Raw genomic sequence first — 18,983 nt, 5'->3', positions numbered from 1 at the left:
ACCTTATTATGGCAAAGTTTGACACCCTGACTGTACACGCCGGTTATACCCCAGACAGCACTGGCGCAGTGATGCCCGCGATTTACGCGACCTCCACTTTCGCTCAACCCGCACCGGGAGAGCATACCGGCTACGAATATTCCCGCAGCGGCAATCCGACCCGTAGCGCGTTGGAAAAGGCCATTGCTGAGCTGGAAAACGGCACGCGAGGCTACGCTTTTGCCTCCGGTCTGGCGGCTTGTTCGACGGTGTTAGAGTTATTGGATCAGGGCAGCCATATTGTCGCCGTGGACGATCTGTACGGCGGCACTTATCGCCTGCTGGAAAAAGTGCGCAATCGCACCGCTGGCCTGCGCGTAACCTACGTTTCACCAGCGGATACCACCGCGCTGGAACAGGCGATTCAACCAGATACTAAAATGATTTGGGTAGAAACGCCCACCAATCCGTTACTAAAACTGGCTGATTTGGCCGCCATCGCCGCAATTGCTAAAAAACATCAATTAATCAGCGTGGCGGATAACACCTTTGCCTCGCCTTACATCCAACGCCCGCTGGATTTGGGTTTTGATATTGTGGTGCATTCAGCCACTAAATATCTGAACGGCCATTCGGACGTGGTAGCCGGTGTCGCTGCGGTAGGAAATAACTCAGAATTAGCGGAACAACTCGGTTTTTTACACAATGCGGTAGGCGGGATTCTCGATCCGTTCAGCAGTTTCCTGACGCTGCGCGGCCTGCGGACTCTAGCGTTGCGTATGGCACGCCACAATGAAAGCGCGTTGCATATCGCTCAGTGGCTGGAACAGCAACCGCAGGTGGAAGCGGTGTATTATCCGGGGTTGAAAAGTCATCCTCAGCATCAGTTGGCGCGTCAGCAAATGTCCGGTTTTGGCGGCATGATCGCCGTGCGGCTGAAAGGCGAACCCGAGTATGCCCGCGAAGTGATTAAACGTTCTCATCTGTTTACGTTAGCGGAAAGTTTGGGCGGTGTTGAAAGCCTAATCAGCCTTCCTTACAGCATGACCCACGCTTCGATACCCTTGGATATTCGCCTTAAACACGGCATTACGCCGCAGTTATTACGTCTTTCCGTCGGAATTGAAGATACCGAAGACCTGATCGCCGATTTAGCGCAGGCATTGGCGGGTTAATCCCAGCCAGAATAGATCTCAGTCACCAACGGCCTGCTATCGGGCCGTTTATCAATCGGTTTTTTAACCTTCCGCCAGTATTTCACTGACCGTTTTTCCTACCAATTTAACCGCTTGCTCAATTTCGTCCGTCATCGGTTTGCTAAAACATAGCCTCAGAGAATTACGGTATTTCCCCGACGCCGAGCTGATAAAACCGGCGGCGATCTGCACTTTGTGAGGCAATAAAATGCGGTTAAGGCGCAAAGAGTCAAACCCTTCCGGCAGTTCTACCCACAGCATAAAACCGCCCTGCGGCCGACTCAGACAAGTGCTGGGCGGAAAATATTTGGTCACCCAATGGGTCATAATATCGAGATTTTGCTGATACTGACGGCGCATCCGTCGCAGGTGCTGAGTGAAATCTCCCTGTCGAATAAACTCCGCTACCGCCAATTGCTGTAACGTAGGGGTTCGACCAGCAGTAATGTATTTAATATGTAACGCTTTTTCTAAATAGCGCCCCGGCGCAATCCAGCCAACGCGCAGCCCCGGAGCCAACGTCTTGGAAAATGAGCTGCACAGTAACACTCGTCCATCGTCGTCAAACGAGGCAATAGTCGCCGGTCGCGGATATTGGTAGGCCAGCGAACCGTAAACATCGTCTTCAATAATGGCGATATCGTAACGCTGAGCCAAAGTGAGTAAGGCTTTTTTACGCCCATCCGGCATATTGTAACCCAACGGATTATTGCAGGTGGGGGTAAGCTGAACGGCTTTGATCGGCCACTGTTCCAGCGCCATTTCCAACGCTTCCAGACTAATGCCGATCACCGGATCCGTTGGGATTTCAATCACTTTCATCCCCATGCCTTTCAGACTTTGCATGGCGCCATGAAAGCTGGGTGAATCAACGGCGACTATATCCCCAGGCTGACATACCGCCCCCAAGGCAATCGCTAAAGCACCGTGGCAACCGGCGGTAATAATAATATTTTCCGCTGACTGGTGATTGCCGCTATCCAGCATCAGGCGGGCAATTTGCTCGCGCAAAATCAGGCTTCCCTGCAAACTGCCATAAGCCATGATGGCTTCACTTTGGTGCAAACTGATGCGGCTAAGCAACCGACTGAGCACCTTTAAGCCGGGGCCTGAACTATCGGGCGTACCTGAGCCTAAATGCAATACGTCTTCTTCGGTACTGTCATGGAGAAATGCCAGCGTGTGTTCCCACTGCGAGATTTCTACCGGCCTCTGAGCATGGCGGCAAACCGCAGGCAGTTCCGGACGGCGTGGATTCCCGCGCACAAAATAGCCAGATTTGGCTCTGGCCTCTATCAATAGACACTTTTCCAAAGAACGATAAGCCTGCTGGACCGTACTGATGCTAACGCCGTGCTCCTCGCTTAGCAGTCTGACGGAAGGTAAACGTTCACCACAAGAATACAAACCCTGTTCAATACGCTCGCTGAGAATATCAGCCAATTGTTGATAACGTGTCACAAATAGCACCACCTGAAAATTGATAACCAGTACAGATGGCGCAATTTCTCACCATTCAGTTCATTTATCTCACATCTGTATGGAAATAATAGTCCCTATTTGCATCTGTAATGTTTTTAGCCAAAGCCTCATGCTGATATTCCACCGATAAGGAGTCACGAGCTATGAGCAATATGGTTAATAATCAGATGGATAAATGCCATTCACCCCAATCACAGGATAAAGAAAATCGGCGAAATGTTTTACTGCGTTTCAGCCTAAAAATAGGGAATGCTTTGTATGATTGGAACCAACGGCGGCTGGCAATGCATACGCTGCAAAGACTCACTGAAACCCAGCTACGGGATATTGGTATGAGCCGCAGTGATATTAAGCGTGACTATAATCGACCATTTTGGAAATAAAACGCCGCGGTGTCAGCATAAGAGAAATACAACAGCCCGCGTGGCCTGCGGGCTGGTATGGGTTTGAGTGGTTAAAACGCGTTATATTAGCGTCGATGCGCTAAAGACCTCACCCAGCGATCGCCCAGACTTTGTACTCCCTGAACCAAAATCACCAGTACCACTAAGGTGGCAACCATCACTTCATTATTAAATCGCTGATAACCATAGCGAATGGCTAAATCGCCCAGTCCGCCGCCGCCTATCACGCCTGCCATGGAAGAAAATCCCACCAGCATCACTACCGTTAACGTCACCCCAGCTAACAGCGCCGGTAGAGCCTCCGGCAGTAAAACCTTCTGGATGACGTGCCACGCCGAACCGCCCATAGATAAAATCGCTTCGATACGCCCTTTATCCACTTCGTCCAATGCCGCTTCGACTACGCGGGCAAAAAAAGGAATGACACCTAAAGTAATAGGCACCACTGCCGCCGTACTGCCTAGCGTGGTGCCGATGATCCAGCGGGTAACCGGAATCAACGCGATCAACAGCACCACAAACGGCATGGAACGCCCCAGATTCACGATTGCGCCAATCAAAGCATTGATACGCGATAGGGGAAAAACGCCGTCTTTACGGGATATAAACAGCAGAATACCCAAAGGTAAACCGATTACTAAGGTGAAGAACGTGGCCAATATCACCATATACAAAGTCTCACCGGTGGCATTTGTGATCAAATCCACTAATTCCTGCCAATCCATACCGTTACTCATATCAATTCCGCCCTCACGCCGCGTTCGTTTAGAAATTGCAGCACTTCAGCCAGATTTAACCCGCCTTCCGGATGACTAAAATCCACCTGCAAACGCCCAACCCGTTGACCGCCAATAGATTCTACGCCGCCGCCCAGCAATCTGACGCCAACCGCATGCTGCTGCGCCAATGCGCTTAACACCGGCGAAGCCAATAACGTATCGAAGAAGGTCAATTCCGCTACCGGCGTACCGCTCAACAGCTCGCTGCCGCAGGTCGGCAACAGTGATTTTCCAAGGCGTGATGCAGGATCAGCCAGCAAATCTGCAATAGCGCCGGTTTCAATCACTCGGCCTTTCTCCATCAATGCCGCGTAATGACAGATGGATTTCACCACTTCCAGTTCATGGGTAATCAGCACTATGGTTAAACCTAATTGCTGATTAATGTTTCTAAGCAACGCCAGAATAGAAGCGGTAGTTTCCGGATCAAGCGCGCTGGTCGCTTCGTCAGACAGCAGATAATTCGGTTTGGCCGCCAACGCCCTAGCGATACCTACCCGCTGTTTTTGCCCGCCGGAAAGCTGGGAGGGAAAAGCCTCGGCTTTATCCAATAATCCGACCAACGCCAACAGCTCGGTAACTCGCCGTTTTCGCTCGGTTTTTCCTATGCCGATAATTTCCAGCGGCACCGCTACGTTGTCGCTGACATTGCGCGAGTGCAGCAGATGGAAATTTTGAAAAATCATACCAATATTCTGACGCTCGACGCGCAGCGCTTTATCACCAAGAGTGGTCAATTCGCGTCCATCAAGCTGAATACGGCCTGAACTGGGCCGCTCCAACAAATTTAAGCAACGGATTAAGGTACTTTTCCCCGCGCCGCTGCGCCCCACTATGCCGAACACCGAACCGGTAGGCACCGTCAGCGAAATATCCTGTAGGGCAACCATCGGCTGCCCAGCATGCTGATAGGTTTTACTCAGCCGTTCGATGGCGATCATGATTTACTGTCCACGGCGACCACAGGGATGACTGATCCGGCATACTTTTCGGCGATGAACTTAGCCACCTGCGGCGACTGTAAATCTCTAACTAACTGTCTGATACGTTGATCATTTTCTAAGGCAGGCGTCGTCACCAGAATATTGGCATAAGGATTGCCAGCGGCTTTTTCCAGCCCAAGCGCATCTTTCGCTGGATTTAACCCCGCCTCTAACGCGTAATTTCCGTTAATGACTGCCAAATCAACATCGTCCAGCGAACGAGGAATCTGCGGCGATTCTATTTCCAGCACCTTCAATTGCTTGGGATTACCGGCAATATCCTTCGGCGTAGCCTGATGTTTAGCCGGATCGGTAAATCCTGCTTTTAGCGTGATAAGACCCTGATCTTGTAATAAATATAGAGCGCGACTCAGGTTAGTAACATTATTGGGTACGGCGATCGTGCCCTTTTCCGGTACGTCGGCGAAAGTTTTATACTTATGGGAATAAATACCCAGCGGCTCCACGTGAACCGTCGCGACGATGGCAAATTTTTGCCCTAGCGCCTGTTCCTGTGAATGGAGATAAGGCGCATGCTGGAAATAATTGGCATCCACATCGCCATGTGCCAACAGTTCGTTAGAATTCACACCGTTCGGAATTTCAATCACCTTCAGATTCAGCGACGGATCCAATGTCTGCACAAACTGTAAAATCTCGGCGTGAGGCACCGGATCGGCAGCCACCCGTAAGGCATTTGCCGCATAAGCTTGAGCAGAAAGGGAAAATGCCAGCGTCGTGATCAGCGCGGTACGCGCGAAACCCATTGCAAACGTATTATTCATCGTTATTACCTCAGGCAATTTATTCGGTTATCAGCAATAGGGTTAAGCTATCGTTAGTTCGGCAGCGGCTAACACATCCGGGTAGTAGCGTTGAGCTACATCAGGATGGGAACGTAAGCGCCCTTTCAAATAGTTAACGCCGACGTCCCGAAATAGCGGGTTGAGCGGATCGCTAGCGGGACCGTTGGCCTCAGCCGCCAAATGTTCGGGCAACTGATACAAGGGCACCACTGCATCCAGACGCGCCCCAAGGAAAAAGGCAATAGACAGACGATCGACACCCGCCGGCGGCGTTTCAACCCGATGCACAGTGGCGCGCAGATAACCGTTGGTCGCCAGCTCCAGCAACTCACCGATGTTGACAACAAAAGTGTTTTCCAACGGCTCGGCATCAATCCATAAGCCGTCTTCCACCTCAACCTGCAACCCCTTTTGGTGATCCTGTAGCAAGAAACTCAGGAAGCCTGAATCCTTATGAGCGCCCACCCCCTGCCCGCTTTGGGTAGTTTCCCGCCCCGGATAGCGAATCAGTTTGATATGCTCATTAGGTTTATCGCCATAAAGCTCATCAAAAGCGTGTTCGTCCAGTTCCAACGCCAGCGCAAAAGCCTGTAGCAAACGCAGCGCCATTTGAGTCATTTCTGCTTGCCATTGTAGCAATAGAGGCTTCAATTCCGGCAAAGCTGGCGGCCACTGATTTGGCCCCTGTAAACGCGCCCAACCGGGCGTTTCCGGACGCAGTTCCAAAGGTGAACGCTCCGCGCCGATATCAAACTGTTCGCGCCAGTCTGGTTGCCCGCGGGTCAGCTCCGAAGCGGCTCGGTTATATCCGCGAAAATGAGGGGAATGCACCATCTCCACCGCCAGTTTATCGGCGGTGGGTAAGTTAAAGAAACGTCGGGAAAGGTTCTGAATTTGCCGTGACAGCTCGGGATCGACTCCGTGTCCGGTCAGGTAGAAAAAGCCAATATCTCGCGCAGCATGGCGTAATTCGGTCAAAAATGCCTGGCGCTGCGTTTCTCCGCGCTTAAGCTGAGACAGATCCAGAAGAGGTAGACGGTAAGAGGTTGGTTGGCGACTCATTTTTTACTCCGATAGTATGATTATTCCGCGTTTTATCCTGCTCAGAACCCATGAATACCGGACAACAATACAAACGAATAACAAACATAATCTGCTCCTAAGCTGTGGGGAAAACAGACTGACGACAAGGTTCTTGTGGAGTAAAAATCGCCTCTCATTAAGAGCATTCTCGTCTATCTACTTAACAATCTATATCCAAACGATATATACAATTAACACGCAAAATCTGCCCGCCACCAATATCTTTAGGTTCTATGTTATTTCTTTCACGGCGAATGATGTGCGCGGAAAGAGTAAAGAATATCCGTGAAAATCCTTCGAAATGCCGCTTTTCGCCATTAAACGGTCACATTTTTGACTTATTCTTTGTCTCTTTTTCCGCCGAAGGACAGATTGAAGACAGCAAATCTTTTGCCGTAACCCATTACCTAAGCCATAGGAAACAGCGGTTTCGTTTACTCTTAGGTGGTGTATTCAATGCGCTACTCAGTATTCATTCACCGGATTACTTTACGGTTAATGGCTTTGTCACTGTGGTTGTTCCTGGCCCAGGCTCATCCCCCCGACAGTGCCACGCTTTAACAGTCATAATTGCATTGAGAGGTAGTCGATGGACCTGGCCTTATTTGATTTAGATGAAACCTTGATTTGTGAAGACAGTGCCAGCCTGTGGTTGCGCTGGTTAGTGGCGAAAAAACGGGCTCCGCTGTCTTTGCTAAAAAAAGAACAGGAATTGATGCAGGATTATTATCGCGGTCATCTTTCCATGGAATGTTACATGCACGCCACGCTGGCTCCGCTAGTCGGCTATTCCATACAAGAAGTGACAGGTTGGGTTGAAAGTTTTATTCAGCAGGAAATTTTGCCGCGAGTATATCCGCAGGCGCAGGAGCAGTTGGATTGGCATCGACAGCGGGGAGATCATATTCTGATTATCTCGGCCAGCGGCGAGCATTTAGTCGCACCTATTGCTCGCCAATTAGGCGCCGATACTGCGTTGGCCATTGGTGTCGCGCTGGAAGATAACCGGATTACCGGAGATACCTACGGCGTACTCACTTTTCGCGAAGGTAAGGTTGCGCGCATCAATGAGTGGCTGAAAAACTCGCCACCTCTCTGTTTTTCCAATACTTATGGCTACAGCGACTCAATAAACGATAGGCCAATGTTGGAGTTTGTAGATTACGCGACGGTTATCAATCCCAATAACCAATTGGCAGATCTCGCCATTCTCAACGAATGGAATATCGCTCATTGGCACGGTGAGTATTTGATACACAATCATACTTCTTTAGGCTATGAAACCGGCTTATAGTGACGATAACACTTCGATTATACCGAATCATTCAGGTCAATAAGTGAGGAATCAATGTTGACAGTATGGGGTAGAAACAATTCCACCAACGTAAAAAAAGTATTGTGGTGTCTGGAAGAATTGGGCATTGAATATCAGCAAATTGATGCCGGCGGCAAATTTGGCAAGCTGGACGACCCAAATTACCGTTCACTAAACCCTAACGGGCTGATTCCCTGCCTGCAAGACGGCGACTTTATTTTGTGGGAATCTAACACGATCGTCCGCTATATTGCATTGAAATACGGCGAAAAGAGCACACTTTACCTAGCAGACATCCAACAGCGTGCCAGCGCAGAAAAATGGATGGATTGGGCTCAGGCTTTAGCCGCTCCGTTCAAAGCTGCATTTGTTGGTTTGGTACGAACTCCGCCGGAACAGCAGGATAAACAGAAGATTCAGCAGGGCATAAAAGAATGGGATGCTCTGATGGGGATTGCAAACGGCGAATTGGAAAAACAGCCTTATTTATCTGGCCAACACTTTGGTGTCGGAGACATTCCTCTGGGTTGCATCGCTTATGCCTGGTTCAATTTACCGATCGAACGCAGCCACCATCCGCATCTGGCACGTTGGTATCAGCAAATCAGCCAGCGTCCGGCGTTTAAGCAAGTGATCGAGATTGGATTAAGCTGAATTTTACTCTGTCAAAAGGATCAGATTTCGGTTGATATCATCCAGTTCAAGATTAACCAAACGACTGCAAACCGAAATCCGATCCCCACACCGTTTCACACTAACGACTAGCTTACCGGCATTCTTTCTGGATCCGGATAAGTGTACTCAAACCCCAGTTCGCTGCATATCCGGCTACCGTCAACCAGACGGCTGGGCTGCTCTTCCTCTTCAGCAGCAAACTCCGGTGGTGCGAGTTGCAATGTTCGGGCAAACTCAGGGTAAAAATCTTTTTTGGCCGGATGCTTAGGCGCACATAAATTGTAAGTATGTCCGCCTTTGGGTAACTTCAGCAGCAGTTCAATGGCAGCGATCACGTCATCCTGATGAACCAGATTCACTCCTTGCGAACCGCCTTTTACGCCCGTTTTTCCCGCCAGGAAACGCCCCGGATGACGTTCATTGCCCACCAATCCGGCAAGCCGAAGAATATCAACAGAAGTATGGGGCAATCGATGCAGCCATTGCTCTAATTCCACCAGCGTTTTCCCCGCCACCGAAACCGGATTCAGCGGCGAATCTTCTTTCACTTTTCCAACGGTATCTCCATAAACCGAGGTGGAACTGGTGAAAATAATGCGTGGAATACCATAAACCAGAGCACTATCAACCACCTGCTGCACCGCCAGAAAATAGTTTTCGCCCCCCTCTGCGGTGCGGCTAGCGGGCAAGGTCACGACCAAGGCGTCAGCATCGAAAAGATGTGGTAAATCTTCCGGATCACAAATCAGCTCCGGCGTCAGAACCAACTGATAACACTCAATACCGCTCATGCGGGCTGCATCTACACCGTCAGGCGTTGTTTTGCTCCCTACCACCTGAATGCCACGCCGCAGCAAGGACTGGGCCAACGGCATTCCCAACCAGCCTAAACCTATGATAGCGACCTTTTTCATCAATCTGCTCTCCTGCCTGTGCAGTAAAAACTCATGGCTCAGGCTCCTAAGCCATTGGGCTACGGCCGAGTCGTCTTCCATTCATCATGCCAAATTACCCTCAAATCAGGATAATACCAAGGCGTAACAAGCTAAATATACGGCTTACAAATTCCACGCCAGCAATGATTCATCTGAATAAGAGGATAGCCCCGAACCACATGGGTTATCATGCGTGAAATAAAATCATCTTAATAAAAAAAGATTGCTTTCACATCATCAGATAGTTTAGGTTGATTGACAGAGCAAACGATACTTTACAAATTCTGGTTATCGGCAGCGAGTCCATAACCCCAAGTGAGAAACCATTATGAATCGCGTTCAATTTAATCACCATCATCACCATCATCCTGACTAGTCTGACAGGCCGATGTGTGCTGGAAGACGGTTAACGAATCTTCCAGGTGGCGTAAGAACGCATTAAAGAAAGCCCTCGGAAGATCATCTTCCGAGGGCTTTTTTGTTGCCCAAAACTTTTGAATTTAAATGAATAAGTTATGAGGTTTACCATGTTAGATAAAACACGTTTACGTATCGCAATGCAGAAATCAGGCCGCCTGAGCGAAGATTCCCAAGAACTGCTGTCACGCTGCGGTATCAAAATCAACCTGCAACAACAGCGCCTGATTGCCTTCGCAGAGAACATGCCTATCGATATCCTGCGCGTTCGCGATGACGATATCCCCGGTCTGGTTATGGACGGCGTAGTCGATTTGGGCATTATTGGCGAAAACGTACTGGAAGAAGAATTACTTAACCGCCGCGCCCAAGGGGAAGATCCTCGTTACTTTACCCTGCGCCGCCTGGATTTTGGTACTTGCCGCCTGTCTCTGGCGACCCCGCTGGATGCGGAATATAGCGGCCCACAATGCTTGCAAAATAGCCGAATTGCCACCTCTTACCCGCACCTGCTAAAGCAATACCTTGATAAACAAGGCGTCCGTTTTAAATCCTGTTTACTGAATGGCTCCGTTGAAGTGGCTCCCCGCGCGGGTCTGGCCGATGCCATCTGCGATTTAGTCTCTACCGGTGCAACATTGGAAGCCAACGGGCTGCGAGAAGTAGAAGTAATTTATCGTTCAAAAGCCTGTTTGATTCAACGAGATGGCGAAATGCCAGAAGCTAAACAGCAGCTAATCGACCGACTGATGACCCGAATTCAAGGCGTTATTCAAGCTCGAGAATCGAAATACATCATGATGCACGCGCCGAGCGAACGTCTGGATGAAATCATTACCCTACTTCCAGGCGCCGAACGCCCAACGATTCTGCCATTGGCCGGTGATAAAAGCCGCGTAGCCATGCACATGGTTAGTAGCGAAACCCTGTTCTGGGAAACCATGGAGAAACTAAAAGCACTGGGCGCCAGCTCTATTTTGGTCCTTCCTATTGAAAAGATGATGGAGTAAACCATGCAGCCGACGAACTTCAATACTCTGATCGACTGGCAGCAATGCAGTTTAGAACAGCAAAAAGCGTTACTGACACGCCCGGCAATCAACGCCTCAGAGCGTATTACTGCCGCGGTGAATGAGATATTGGATCGGGTGAAAAGCGAGGGTGATAGCGCCCTGCGCGACTTCAGCCAGCGTTTTGACAAAGTGCAGGTAGCCGATATTCGTATCAGCGCTGCCGATATTGCCGCCGCTTCCGCACGTCTGAAGGATGATGTTAAACAGGCAATGGCGCAGGCGGTACGCAATATTGAAATTTTCCATAAAGCACAAAAAACGCCGCTGGTTGACGTCGAAACCCAGCCGGGAGTGCGCTGCCAGCAAATCACGCGCCCTATCGCTTCCGTCGGCCTGTATATTCCAGGCGGTTCTGCCCCGCTGCCTTCAACCGTATTAATGTTGGGAACCCCAGCTCGCATCGCCGGATGTAAACGCGTAGTGCTATGTTCACCGCCGCCGATTGCCGATGAAATTCTCTATGCCGCGCAGCTTTGTGGCATTGAAGAAGTGTTCCAGCTTGGCGGTGCACAGGCTATTGCCGCCATGGCTTTTGGCAGCGAATCCGTACCCAAAGTGGACAAAATCTTCGGGCCGGGCAATGCCTATGTCACGGAAGCGAAACGTCAGGTTAGTCAACGCCTCGACGGCGCAGCTATTGACATGCCCGCAGGTCCGTCAGAAGTGCTGGTGATTGCCGATAGCGGCGCTACGCCAGCCTTTGTTGCTTCAGATTTGCTTTCTCAGGCAGAGCATGGCCCTGATTCTCAGGTGATTTTGCTGACTCCGGATGCCGCCATTGCTCAGGCCGTTGCCGTTGAAGTGGAAAAACAGCTAGCTCAGCTTTCTCGTTCTTCTATCGCCCGTCAGGCGCTGGAAAGCAGTCGTCTGATTGTCACCAAAGATCTCCAGCAATGTATTGATATCAGTAACCAATACGGTCCGGAGCACTTGATTCTGCAAACGCGTGAACCCGAAAAAATGGTCGCTCTGATTGATAACGCCGGTTCGGTATTCCTTGGCGATTGGTCTCCGGAATCCGCTGGCGATTACGCCTCCGGCACCAATCACGTATTACCGACTTACGGTTATACCTCGACTTATTCAAGTTTAGGCTTGGCAGACTTCGTAAAACGCATGACTGTGCAACAGTTAACACCGCAAGGTTTACTGGATTTAGCGCCGACCATTGAAACTCTGGCGCAGGCTGAACAGTTAACGGCCCATAAAAATGCCGTTACCCTGCGAGTTACCGCCCTTAACGCCATTAAAAAGGAGTCAAAATGAGTGCGTCTATTATCGAACTGGCCCGCGCCAATGTGCGCGAGCTGACTCCTTATATGTCTGCGCGCCGACTGGGCGGTAACGGCGATGTATGGCTAAACGCCAACGAATATCCGCAAGCGCCGAACTTTACCTTAACGGCGCAAACCTTTAACCGTTACCCAGAATGTCAGCCTAAGCAAGTCATTGAACGCTATGCCGATTATGCAGGCATAGCGGCCGATCAAGTCTTGGTCAGCCGAGGCGCAGACGAAGGTATCGAACTGTTGATTCGTGCCTTTTGCGAACCGGGTCAGGATGCCATTTTATTTTGCCCACCGACCTATGGCATGTATTCGGTCAGCGCAGAAACCTTTGGCGTAGAACGGCGTACCGTACCCGCTAAAGAAGACTGGCAGTTGGACTTACCGGCGATTGCCGACAGTCTGGATGGCGTAAAAGTCCTTTATGTCTGTAGCCCAAACAATCCCACCGGCAACCTGATTAATCAGCAGGACTTGCGTCAGGTACTGGAGTTGGCCAAAGACCGCGCTGTGGTGGCGATAGATGAGGCTTATATCGAGTTTTGCCCGCAGGCTAGCGTCAGCGAATGGTTAAAAGATTATCCGAATTTAGTGATTTTGCGCACGCTATCTAAAGCTTTTGCTTTAGCCGGTTTACGCTGTGGCTTTACGCTAGCTAACAACGATATTATCCAGCTGCTACTTAAAGTGATTGCTCCTTATCCGCTTTCCACTCCGGTGGCGGATATCGCAGCGCAGGCACTGAGTCCGCAAGGTATCGCCACCATGCGCCAGCGAGTGGCCGAGATACGAACAACTCGCGAATGGTTCATCGGCGAATTGCAAAATTGCGACTGCGTAGAACAGGTGTTTACCAGTGAAACCAACTATGTTCTGGCACGATTTTCTGCTTCCAGTAGCGTGTTTAAAAGCTTGTGGGATCAAGGTATTATCCTGAGAGACCAGAATAAACAGCCGGGATTGTCTGGGTGCCTGCGTATCACTATCGGCACTCGTCAGGAATGCGAACGGGTTATTTCAGCCCTAGCCACTTTACCCGGTATAAATAGCCCCAATGCAACCAATACATCATCATCCAGCCTTTGAAGGGAACGTTATGAGCCAGAAATTTCTTTTTATTGACCGCGACGGCACCCTGATTGCTGAACCGCCAGAAGACTATCAGGTTGATCGGCTGGATAAACTGGCGCTGGAACCGGAAGTGATACCTGCTCTGCTGGCTCTGCAAAAAGCCGGTTACAAACTGGTGATGATCACTAATCAGGATGGACTGGGAACGGACAGTTTCCCTCAGGAATCCTTCGATCCGCCGCACAGTTTGATGACGCAGATTTTTACTTCCCAAGGCATCCACTTCGAAGACGTCTTAATTTGTCCGCACCTCCCGGCAGATAACTGCGCCTGTCGCAAGCCTAAGACGGCACTGGTAGAAAACTATTTGACCGACGGCGTGATGAACGGAGCCAATAGCTATGTGATTGGCGATAGAGAAACCGATCTACAGCTGGCCGAAAATATGGGCATCAGTGGACTGCGCTATCAACGTGATGGTCTGAACTGGTCACAGATAGCCAAACAGTTGACTCAGCGAGATCGCCACGCTCACGTTAACCGCGTGACCAAAGAAACGGCCATTGATGTGAACGTGTGGCTGGATCGGGAAGGTGGCAGCAAAATCAAAACTGGCGTAGGTTTCTTCGATCATATGTTGGATCAGATAGCCACCCACGGCGGATTCCGTATGGATATTCAGGTTAGCGGCGATCTTTATATCGACGATCACCACACCGTGGAAGACACCGCATTAGCGCTAGGTGAAGCCATTAACAGTGCGCTGGGTGACAAACGTGGTATTGGCCGTTTCGGTTTTGTACTACCGATGGACGAATGTCTGGCGCGCTGCGCACTGGATATCTCAGGCCGCCCGCATCTGGAATATAAAGCCGAATTTAATTATCAGCGCGTTGGGGATTTAAGCACCGAAATGGTTGAGCACTTCTTCCGTTCGCTGTCTTACGCCATGGCCTGTACCCTGCACCTGAAAACCAAAGGTCGCAACGATCACCACCGAGTTGAGAGTTTGTTTAAGGTCTTTGGCCGCACGCTGCGTCAGGCCATTCGCGTCGAAGGCAATACGCTGCCAAGCTCGAAAGGAGTGCTGTAATGAACGTGGTCATTCTGGACACCGGATGCGCCAATCTCTCCTCCGTGACCTACGCCGTTCAACGTTTGGGCTATGAACCGGTCATTAGCCGCGATCCGGACATCGCACTACGAGCCGATAAGCTGTTTTTGCCCGGCGTAGGTACCGCCCATGCCGCCATGGAACAGCTCAAAGAGCGAGAACTGATCGAGTTGATTAAAGCCTGTACTCAGCCGGTTCTGGGGATTTGTCTGGGCATGCAGCTTTTGGCTAGCCACAGTGAAGAAAGCGGCGGTATCGACACCTTGGGTATCATCGATGCACCGGTAAAACTCATGACCGATTTTGGCTTACCGCTACCGCATATGGGTTGGAATCAGATTTCTGCTCAGGCAGGTAATCATCTGTTCCGCGGCATTGCCGATGGCACCTACTTCTATTTTGTCCACGGATATGCGATGCCAATATGTCCAAATACCATCGCCCAGGCCAACTACGGCGAGCCGTTTACCGCCGCGGTTGAAAAAGACAACTTCTTTGGCGTGCAGTTTCATCCGGAACGTTCGGGTGCAGCAGGCGCACAATTGCTGAAAAACTTTTTGGAGATGTAGGCACCATGATTATTCCCGCTTTGGATTTGATCGAAGGCAAAGTGGTGCGTTTGCATCAGGGCGACTACGGCCAACAGCGCGATTACGGCAATCACCCATTGCCGCGTTTACAGGATTATCAGCAGCAAGGCGCGCAGGTTTTACATCTGGTCGACTTAACCGGAGCTAAAGATCCTGCGGCCCGCCAGATCCCATTATTACGTGAGCTACTGGCCGGCGTAGAAGTACCGGTGCAGGTCGGCGGCGGCATTCGTAATGAACAGGATGTAGCAGCCTTGTTGAAGGCTGGCGCCACCCGCGTGGTGATTGGTTCAACGGCGGTCAGGCAGCCAGAGTTGGTACAGAGCTGGTTTGAACGTTACGGAGCCGATGCGATTGTCCTGGCGTTGGATGTGCGTATTGATAAAACCGGCCGTAAAGAAGTAGCTATCAGCGGCTGGCAGGAAAACTCCAACGTCACACTAGAACAAATTATCGAACAATACCTGCCTTTTGGTCTGAAACACGTCCTTTGCACCGATATATCTCGCGACGGCACGCTGGCAGGTTCTAACGTCGAACTGTATCAGGAAGTCTGCGCCAGCTATCCACAAGTGGCTTTTCAAGCCTCTGGTGGGATTGGCTGTCTGGACGATATTGCCAGACTACGCTCCAGCGGAGTACAAGGCGTTATTGTAGGCCGCGCCTTACTAGACGGTAAATTTAATGTGAAGGAGGCGATCGCATGCTGGCAAAACGCATAATTCCCTGTCTGGATGTGAAAGACGGGCAGGTTGTCAAAGGCGTTCAGTTTCGCAACCATGAAATCATCGGCGATATCGTTCCTCTGGCACAGCGTTACGCCGCAGAAGGCGCAGATGAACTGGTGTTTTATGATATCACCGCATCATCCGATGGTCGGGTCGTGGATAAAAGCTGGGTAGCTCGCGTTGCCGAAGTGATCGATATTCCTTTTTGCGTTGCTGGTGGTATTAAGAGCGTCGAGGATGCTGGCCAGATCCTGACTTACGGCGCAGATAAGATCTCTATCAATTCTCCGGCTCTGGCCGATCCAACCTTGATCACTCGTTTGGCCGAACGCTATGGCGTACAGTGCATCGTCGTCGGGATTGATACCTGGTACGACGCCGAAAGCGATAGTTATCAGGTTTATCAATTTACCGGCGATGAAAAACGCACCAAAGCCACCACCTGGCAAACCGAAGACTGGATTCGTGAAGTACAGTTACGCGGCGCCGGTGAAATTGTTCTGAATATGATGAATCAGGATGGAGTACGCAACGGCTATGACTTACGTCAGCTCAAACAAATGCGCGCCATTTGCCGTGTACCCTTGATCGCATCCGGCGGCGCGGGTACGCCGGAACATTTCCTGCAAGCCTTCCGCGATGCGGACGTCGATGGCGCTTTAGCAGCATCGGTATTCCATAAACAGATCATTAATATTGGCGAGTTAAAAACCTATTTGTCTGAACAAGGCGTGGAGATAAGAGTGTGTTAACTGAACAACAGATCAACCAGCTAGATTGGAAAAAAGTCGATAACATGATGCCCGCTATCGTTCAGCATGCCGTCTCCGGTGAAGTTCTGATGATGGGATACATGAATCGGGAAGCGCTGGCAGCAACGGAGAAATCAGGCAAAGTCACCTTTTACTCCCGCACCAAACAGCGTCTATGGACTAAAGGCGAAAGCTCTGGCCATTTCCTCAACGTAGTCAATATCTACCCTGACTGCGATAACGATACCCTCTTGATTTTAGTGAATCCGATTGGCCCAACCTGCCATTTAGGCAATAACAGCTGCTTTTCGCCGGCAGCTAGCGACTGGGGTTTCCTGTATCAGCTCGAACAATTGCTAGCTGAACGTAAAAACGCCGATCCTGAAAGTTCTTATACCGCCAGCCTCTACGCCAGCGGCACCAAGCGTATCGCCCAGAAAGTTGGGGAAGAAGGTGTAGAAACCGCGCTAGCGGCAACGGTAAACGATCGAGAAGAACTGACGAATGAAGCGTCCGATCTGATTTATCATTTGCTGGTTCTGCTGCAAGATCAGAATTTGGATCTCAGTAAAGTGATCGGCCGCCTACGGGAACGCCACGAGAAATAGCCTTCCCGTTATCAATGGCATTTCGACGTAAAAAAGCCCTCACATTTTAATCTGCGAGGGCTGTTTATTACGACAGATCTGGTCAATACATCATTAGAACTATCTATTCGTTAGCGAAATCTGGCTATTGCTGTTACAGATTAAGGCATAGTTTGCAAGAAACGTTCTATTACGGACAGCTCACATCATCAGGCTAACGGATTATCAGTTACAATGATGGGCGCTGCCAAATATCATGCATTCACGCTTATATCGCTAAACTAAGCAATTATTCCATCCACTCAGTGTGGAAAACGCCTTCTTTATCAGTGCGTTTGTAAGTATGCGCACCGAAGTAGTCGCGCTGCGCCTGAATCAGGTTGGCAGGCAGTACGGCAGAACGATAGCTGTCGTAGTAGTTGATTGCAGCAGAGAAGGTAGGCGTTGGGATGCCGTTCTGAACCGCATAAGACACAACGTCACGCAGCGCTTGCTGATATTCATCAGCGATCTGTTTGAAGTAAGGAGCCAACAGCAGGTTTGCAATCTTAGGATTATCTGCATAAGCATCGGTGATTTTTTGCAGGAATTGCGCGCGAATGATACAGCCAGCGCGGAAGATCTTAGCAATCTCACCGTAGTGCAGATCCCAGTTATTCTCGTCGGAAGCCGCTTTCAGCTGAGAGAAGCCCTGAGCGTAAGAAACAATTTTACCCAGATACAGCGCGCGGCGAACTTTTTCGATAAACTCTGCTTTATTACCTTCGAAAGCTTTAACCGTTGGGCCGGTCAACACTTTAGATGCAGCAACACGTTGATCTTTCAGGGAAGAAAGGTAACGAGCAAAGACGGACTCGGTGATCAGAGTCAAAGGTTCACCCAGATCCAGAGAACTCTGGCTGGTCCACTTACCGGTACCTTTGTTTGCGGCTTCATCCAGAATCACATCAACCAGATATTTACCTTCTTCATCTTTCTTGGTGAAGATATCTTTTGTGATGTCAATCAGGTAGCTATTCAGCTCGCCCTTATTCCATTCGGAGAAAGTCGCAGCCAGTTCTTCATTATTCAGACCCAGCGCTTGTTTCAGCAGAGAATAAGCTTCAGCGATCAGCTGCATATCGCCATATTCGATACCGTTGTGCACCATTTTCACATAGTGACCAGCACCGTCAGCGCCGATATAAGCTACGCAGGCTTCGCCGTCATCAGCACGAGCGGCAATTTTTTCCAGAATTGGAGCAACCAGTTCATAAGCTTCTTTCTGACCGCCAGGCATAATTGAAGGGCCTTTCAGGGCACCCTCTTCACCGCCGGACACGCCGGTACCGATGAAGTTAAAGCCCTGCTCAGACAGTTCGCGGTTACGACGAATGGTGTCTTTGTAATAGGTATTACCGCCGTCGATCAAAATGTCACCTTTATCGAGGTGAGGAGTCAGCGACGCGATAGTTTTGTCAGTAGCTTCACCTGCTTTCACCATCAGCAAAATACGACGCGGTTTTTCCAGTGAATCCACAAACTCTTCAACGGTATAACTCGGCACCAGATTTTTTCCTGGGTTTTCAGCAACCACTTCGTCGGTTTTATCTGATGAACGGTTAAAGATGGAAACGGAATAGCCGCGGCTTTCGATGTTAAGCGCCAGGTTACGGCCCATTACCGCCATACCGACAACGCCGATCTGTTGTTTGGACATTAAAAAAACTCCTGTCTAAAGGATGACAC

20 protein-coding genes and 1 other annotated feature are annotated in these 18,983 nt (G+C 50.1%); of the genes, 13 read left to right on the top strand and 7 right to left on the bottom strand.

The window, feature by feature from the left end; all coding sequences use genetic code 11:
* The first annotated feature begins 8 nt into the window (after positions 1 to 8).
* A complete protein-coding gene (locus ACQ4OC_RS00785) occupies positions 9 to 1,154 on the top strand; it encodes a trans-sulfuration enzyme family protein (RefSeq protein ID WP_064512793.1) in 1,146 nt (381 codons plus the stop codon).
* Between the two features lie 63 nt (positions 1,155 to 1,217).
* Here the strand turns inward: ACQ4OC_RS00785 and ACQ4OC_RS00780 are convergent, their stop codons facing one another.
* Entirely contained in the window at positions 1,218 to 2,636 is a 1,419-nt protein-coding gene (locus tag ACQ4OC_RS00780) for a PLP-dependent aminotransferase family protein (protein ID WP_064512791.1), read from the bottom strand.
* A gap of 164 nt (positions 2,637 to 2,800) precedes the next feature.
* On the opposite strand from ACQ4OC_RS00780, the gene ACQ4OC_RS00775 reads away from it, so the two are divergent.
* Positions 2,801 to 3,040, top strand: coding sequence for a DUF1127 domain-containing protein (locus tag ACQ4OC_RS00775; protein WP_064512789.1), 240 nt, complete (start codon positions 2,801 to 2,803; stop codon positions 3,038 to 3,040).
* An 86-nt stretch (positions 3,041 to 3,126) separates the two neighbouring features.
* Here the strand turns inward: ACQ4OC_RS00775 and ACQ4OC_RS00770 are convergent, their stop codons facing one another.
* The 4 genes from ACQ4OC_RS00770 to ACQ4OC_RS00755 are packed head-to-tail and all read right to left on the bottom strand — an operon-like array spanning position 3,127 to position 6,691.
* Complete coding sequence (locus tag ACQ4OC_RS00770; protein ID WP_430970848.1) at positions 3,127 to 3,798, bottom strand: methionine ABC transporter permease; 672 nt, start codon at positions 3,796 to 3,798, stop codon at positions 3,127 to 3,129.
* Entirely contained in the window at positions 3,795 to 4,781 is a 987-nt protein-coding gene (locus ACQ4OC_RS00765; protein WP_430970847.1) for a methionine ABC transporter ATP-binding protein, read from the bottom strand. Before ACQ4OC_RS00765 ends, ACQ4OC_RS00770 begins: the two co-directional genes overlap by 4 nt.
* The gene (locus ACQ4OC_RS00760; RefSeq protein ID WP_371112904.1) at positions 4,778 to 5,590 is read right to left on the bottom strand and encodes a MetQ/NlpA family ABC transporter substrate-binding protein; all 813 of its coding nucleotides are present in this window, start codon (positions 5,588 to 5,590) and stop codon (positions 4,778 to 4,780) included. Before ACQ4OC_RS00760 ends, ACQ4OC_RS00765 begins: the two co-directional genes overlap by 4 nt.
* Before the next feature lie 60 nt (positions 5,591 to 5,650).
* Complete coding sequence (locus tag ACQ4OC_RS00755; RefSeq protein WP_430970846.1) at positions 5,651 to 6,691, bottom strand: isopenicillin N synthase family dioxygenase; 1,041 nt, start codon at positions 6,689 to 6,691, stop codon at positions 5,651 to 5,653.
* A gap of 610 nt (positions 6,692 to 7,301) precedes the next feature.
* Here ACQ4OC_RS00755 and ACQ4OC_RS00750 point away from each other — a divergent pair.
* Together ACQ4OC_RS00750 and ACQ4OC_RS00745 are read left to right on the top strand one after the other, a co-directional pair.
* On the top strand, positions 7,302 to 8,006 hold the full coding sequence (locus ACQ4OC_RS00750; RefSeq protein ID WP_430970845.1) for an HAD family hydrolase: 705 nt from the start codon (positions 7,302 to 7,304) through the stop codon (positions 8,004 to 8,006).
* 54 nt (positions 8,007 to 8,060) lie between these two features.
* On the top strand, positions 8,061 to 8,681 hold the full coding sequence (locus ACQ4OC_RS00745; protein ID WP_064512778.1) for a glutathione S-transferase family protein: 621 nt from the start codon (positions 8,061 to 8,063) through the stop codon (positions 8,679 to 8,681).
* 107 nt (positions 8,682 to 8,788) lie between these two features.
* Here ACQ4OC_RS00745 and ACQ4OC_RS00740 read toward each other — a convergent pair whose 3' ends face one another.
* A complete protein-coding gene (locus ACQ4OC_RS00740; protein ID WP_064512776.1) occupies positions 8,789 to 9,616 on the bottom strand; it encodes an SDR family oxidoreductase in 828 nt (275 codons plus the stop codon).
* Positions 9,617 to 9,965: 349 nt separating this feature from the next.
* Between ACQ4OC_RS00740 and hisL the strand changes: the two genes are divergently transcribed.
* The 9 genes from hisL to hisIE all read left to right on the top strand — a co-directional run bounded on the left by hisL (position 9,966) and on the right by hisIE (position 17,276).
* The gene (hisL, locus tag ACQ4OC_RS00735) at positions 9,966 to 10,013 is read left to right on the top strand and encodes a his operon leader peptide (RefSeq protein WP_002231208.1); all 48 of its coding nucleotides are present in this window, start codon (positions 9,966 to 9,968) and stop codon (positions 10,011 to 10,013) included.
* Positions 9,989 to 10,119, top strand: a sequence feature (His leader region). Its footprint overlaps the gene before it by 25 nt.
* A gap of 45 nt (positions 10,120 to 10,164) precedes the next feature.
* Positions 10,165 to 11,064 (top strand): ATP phosphoribosyltransferase, encoded by a 900-nt coding sequence (gene hisG, locus ACQ4OC_RS00730; RefSeq protein WP_049596582.1) that lies wholly within the window; start codon positions 10,165 to 10,167, stop codon positions 11,062 to 11,064.
* Positions 11,065 to 11,067: 3 nt separating this feature from the next.
* Positions 11,068 to 12,393 carry a histidinol dehydrogenase gene (hisD, locus tag ACQ4OC_RS00725; RefSeq protein WP_064512774.1) on the top strand — a complete coding sequence of 442 codons (1,326 nt, stop codon included), beginning with the start codon at positions 11,068 to 11,070 and terminating at the stop codon, positions 12,391 to 12,393.
* Positions 12,390 to 13,499: a histidinol-phosphate transaminase gene (gene hisC, locus ACQ4OC_RS00720; protein WP_064512772.1), complete on the top strand. Its 1,110-nt coding sequence runs from the start codon at positions 12,390 to 12,392 to the stop codon at positions 13,497 to 13,499. The genes hisD and hisC overlap by 4 nt, the downstream gene beginning before the upstream one ends.
* Positions 13,500 to 13,509: 10 nt before the next feature.
* Positions 13,510 to 14,577, top strand: a complete 1,068-nt coding sequence (gene hisB / locus ACQ4OC_RS00715) for a bifunctional histidinol-phosphatase/imidazoleglycerol-phosphate dehydratase HisB (RefSeq protein ID WP_430970844.1) — start codon at positions 13,510 to 13,512, stop codon at positions 14,575 to 14,577.
* Positions 14,577 to 15,167, top strand: coding sequence for an imidazole glycerol phosphate synthase subunit HisH (gene hisH, locus ACQ4OC_RS00710; RefSeq protein ID WP_064512768.1), 591 nt, complete (start codon positions 14,577 to 14,579; stop codon positions 15,165 to 15,167). Before hisB ends, hisH begins: the two co-directional genes overlap by 1 nt.
* A 5-nt stretch (positions 15,168 to 15,172) precedes the next feature.
* Positions 15,173 to 15,910: a 1-(5-phosphoribosyl)-5-[(5-phosphoribosylamino)methylideneamino]imidazole-4-carboxamide isomerase gene (gene hisA / locus ACQ4OC_RS00705; protein WP_064512766.1), complete on the top strand. Its 738-nt coding sequence runs from the start codon at positions 15,173 to 15,175 to the stop codon at positions 15,908 to 15,910.
* Complete coding sequence (gene hisF, locus ACQ4OC_RS00700) at positions 15,892 to 16,668, top strand: imidazole glycerol phosphate synthase subunit HisF (RefSeq protein WP_064512764.1); 777 nt, start codon at positions 15,892 to 15,894, stop codon at positions 16,666 to 16,668. The genes hisA and hisF overlap by 19 nt, the downstream gene beginning before the upstream one ends.
* On the top strand, positions 16,662 to 17,276 hold the full coding sequence (gene hisIE / locus ACQ4OC_RS00695) for a bifunctional phosphoribosyl-AMP cyclohydrolase/phosphoribosyl-ATP diphosphatase HisIE (protein ID WP_064512762.1): 615 nt from the start codon (positions 16,662 to 16,664) through the stop codon (positions 17,274 to 17,276). Before hisF ends, hisIE begins: the two co-directional genes overlap by 7 nt.
* A 268-nt stretch (positions 17,277 to 17,544) precedes the next feature.
* On the opposite strand, the gene gndA is transcribed toward hisIE, so the two are convergent.
* Entirely contained in the window at positions 17,545 to 18,954 is a 1,410-nt protein-coding gene (gndA, locus tag ACQ4OC_RS00690; protein WP_120805983.1) for an NADP-dependent phosphogluconate dehydrogenase, read from the bottom strand.
* Positions 18,955 to 18,983: the final 29 nt, after the last annotated feature.

The organism is Yersinia sp. J1 (genome assembly GCF_050586585.1).
In the GTDB taxonomy this organism is placed as follows: domain Bacteria; phylum Pseudomonadota; class Gammaproteobacteria; order Enterobacterales; family Enterobacteriaceae; genus Yersinia; species Yersinia entomophaga.
This window is presented reverse-complemented; position numbering and strand designations above follow the sequence as displayed.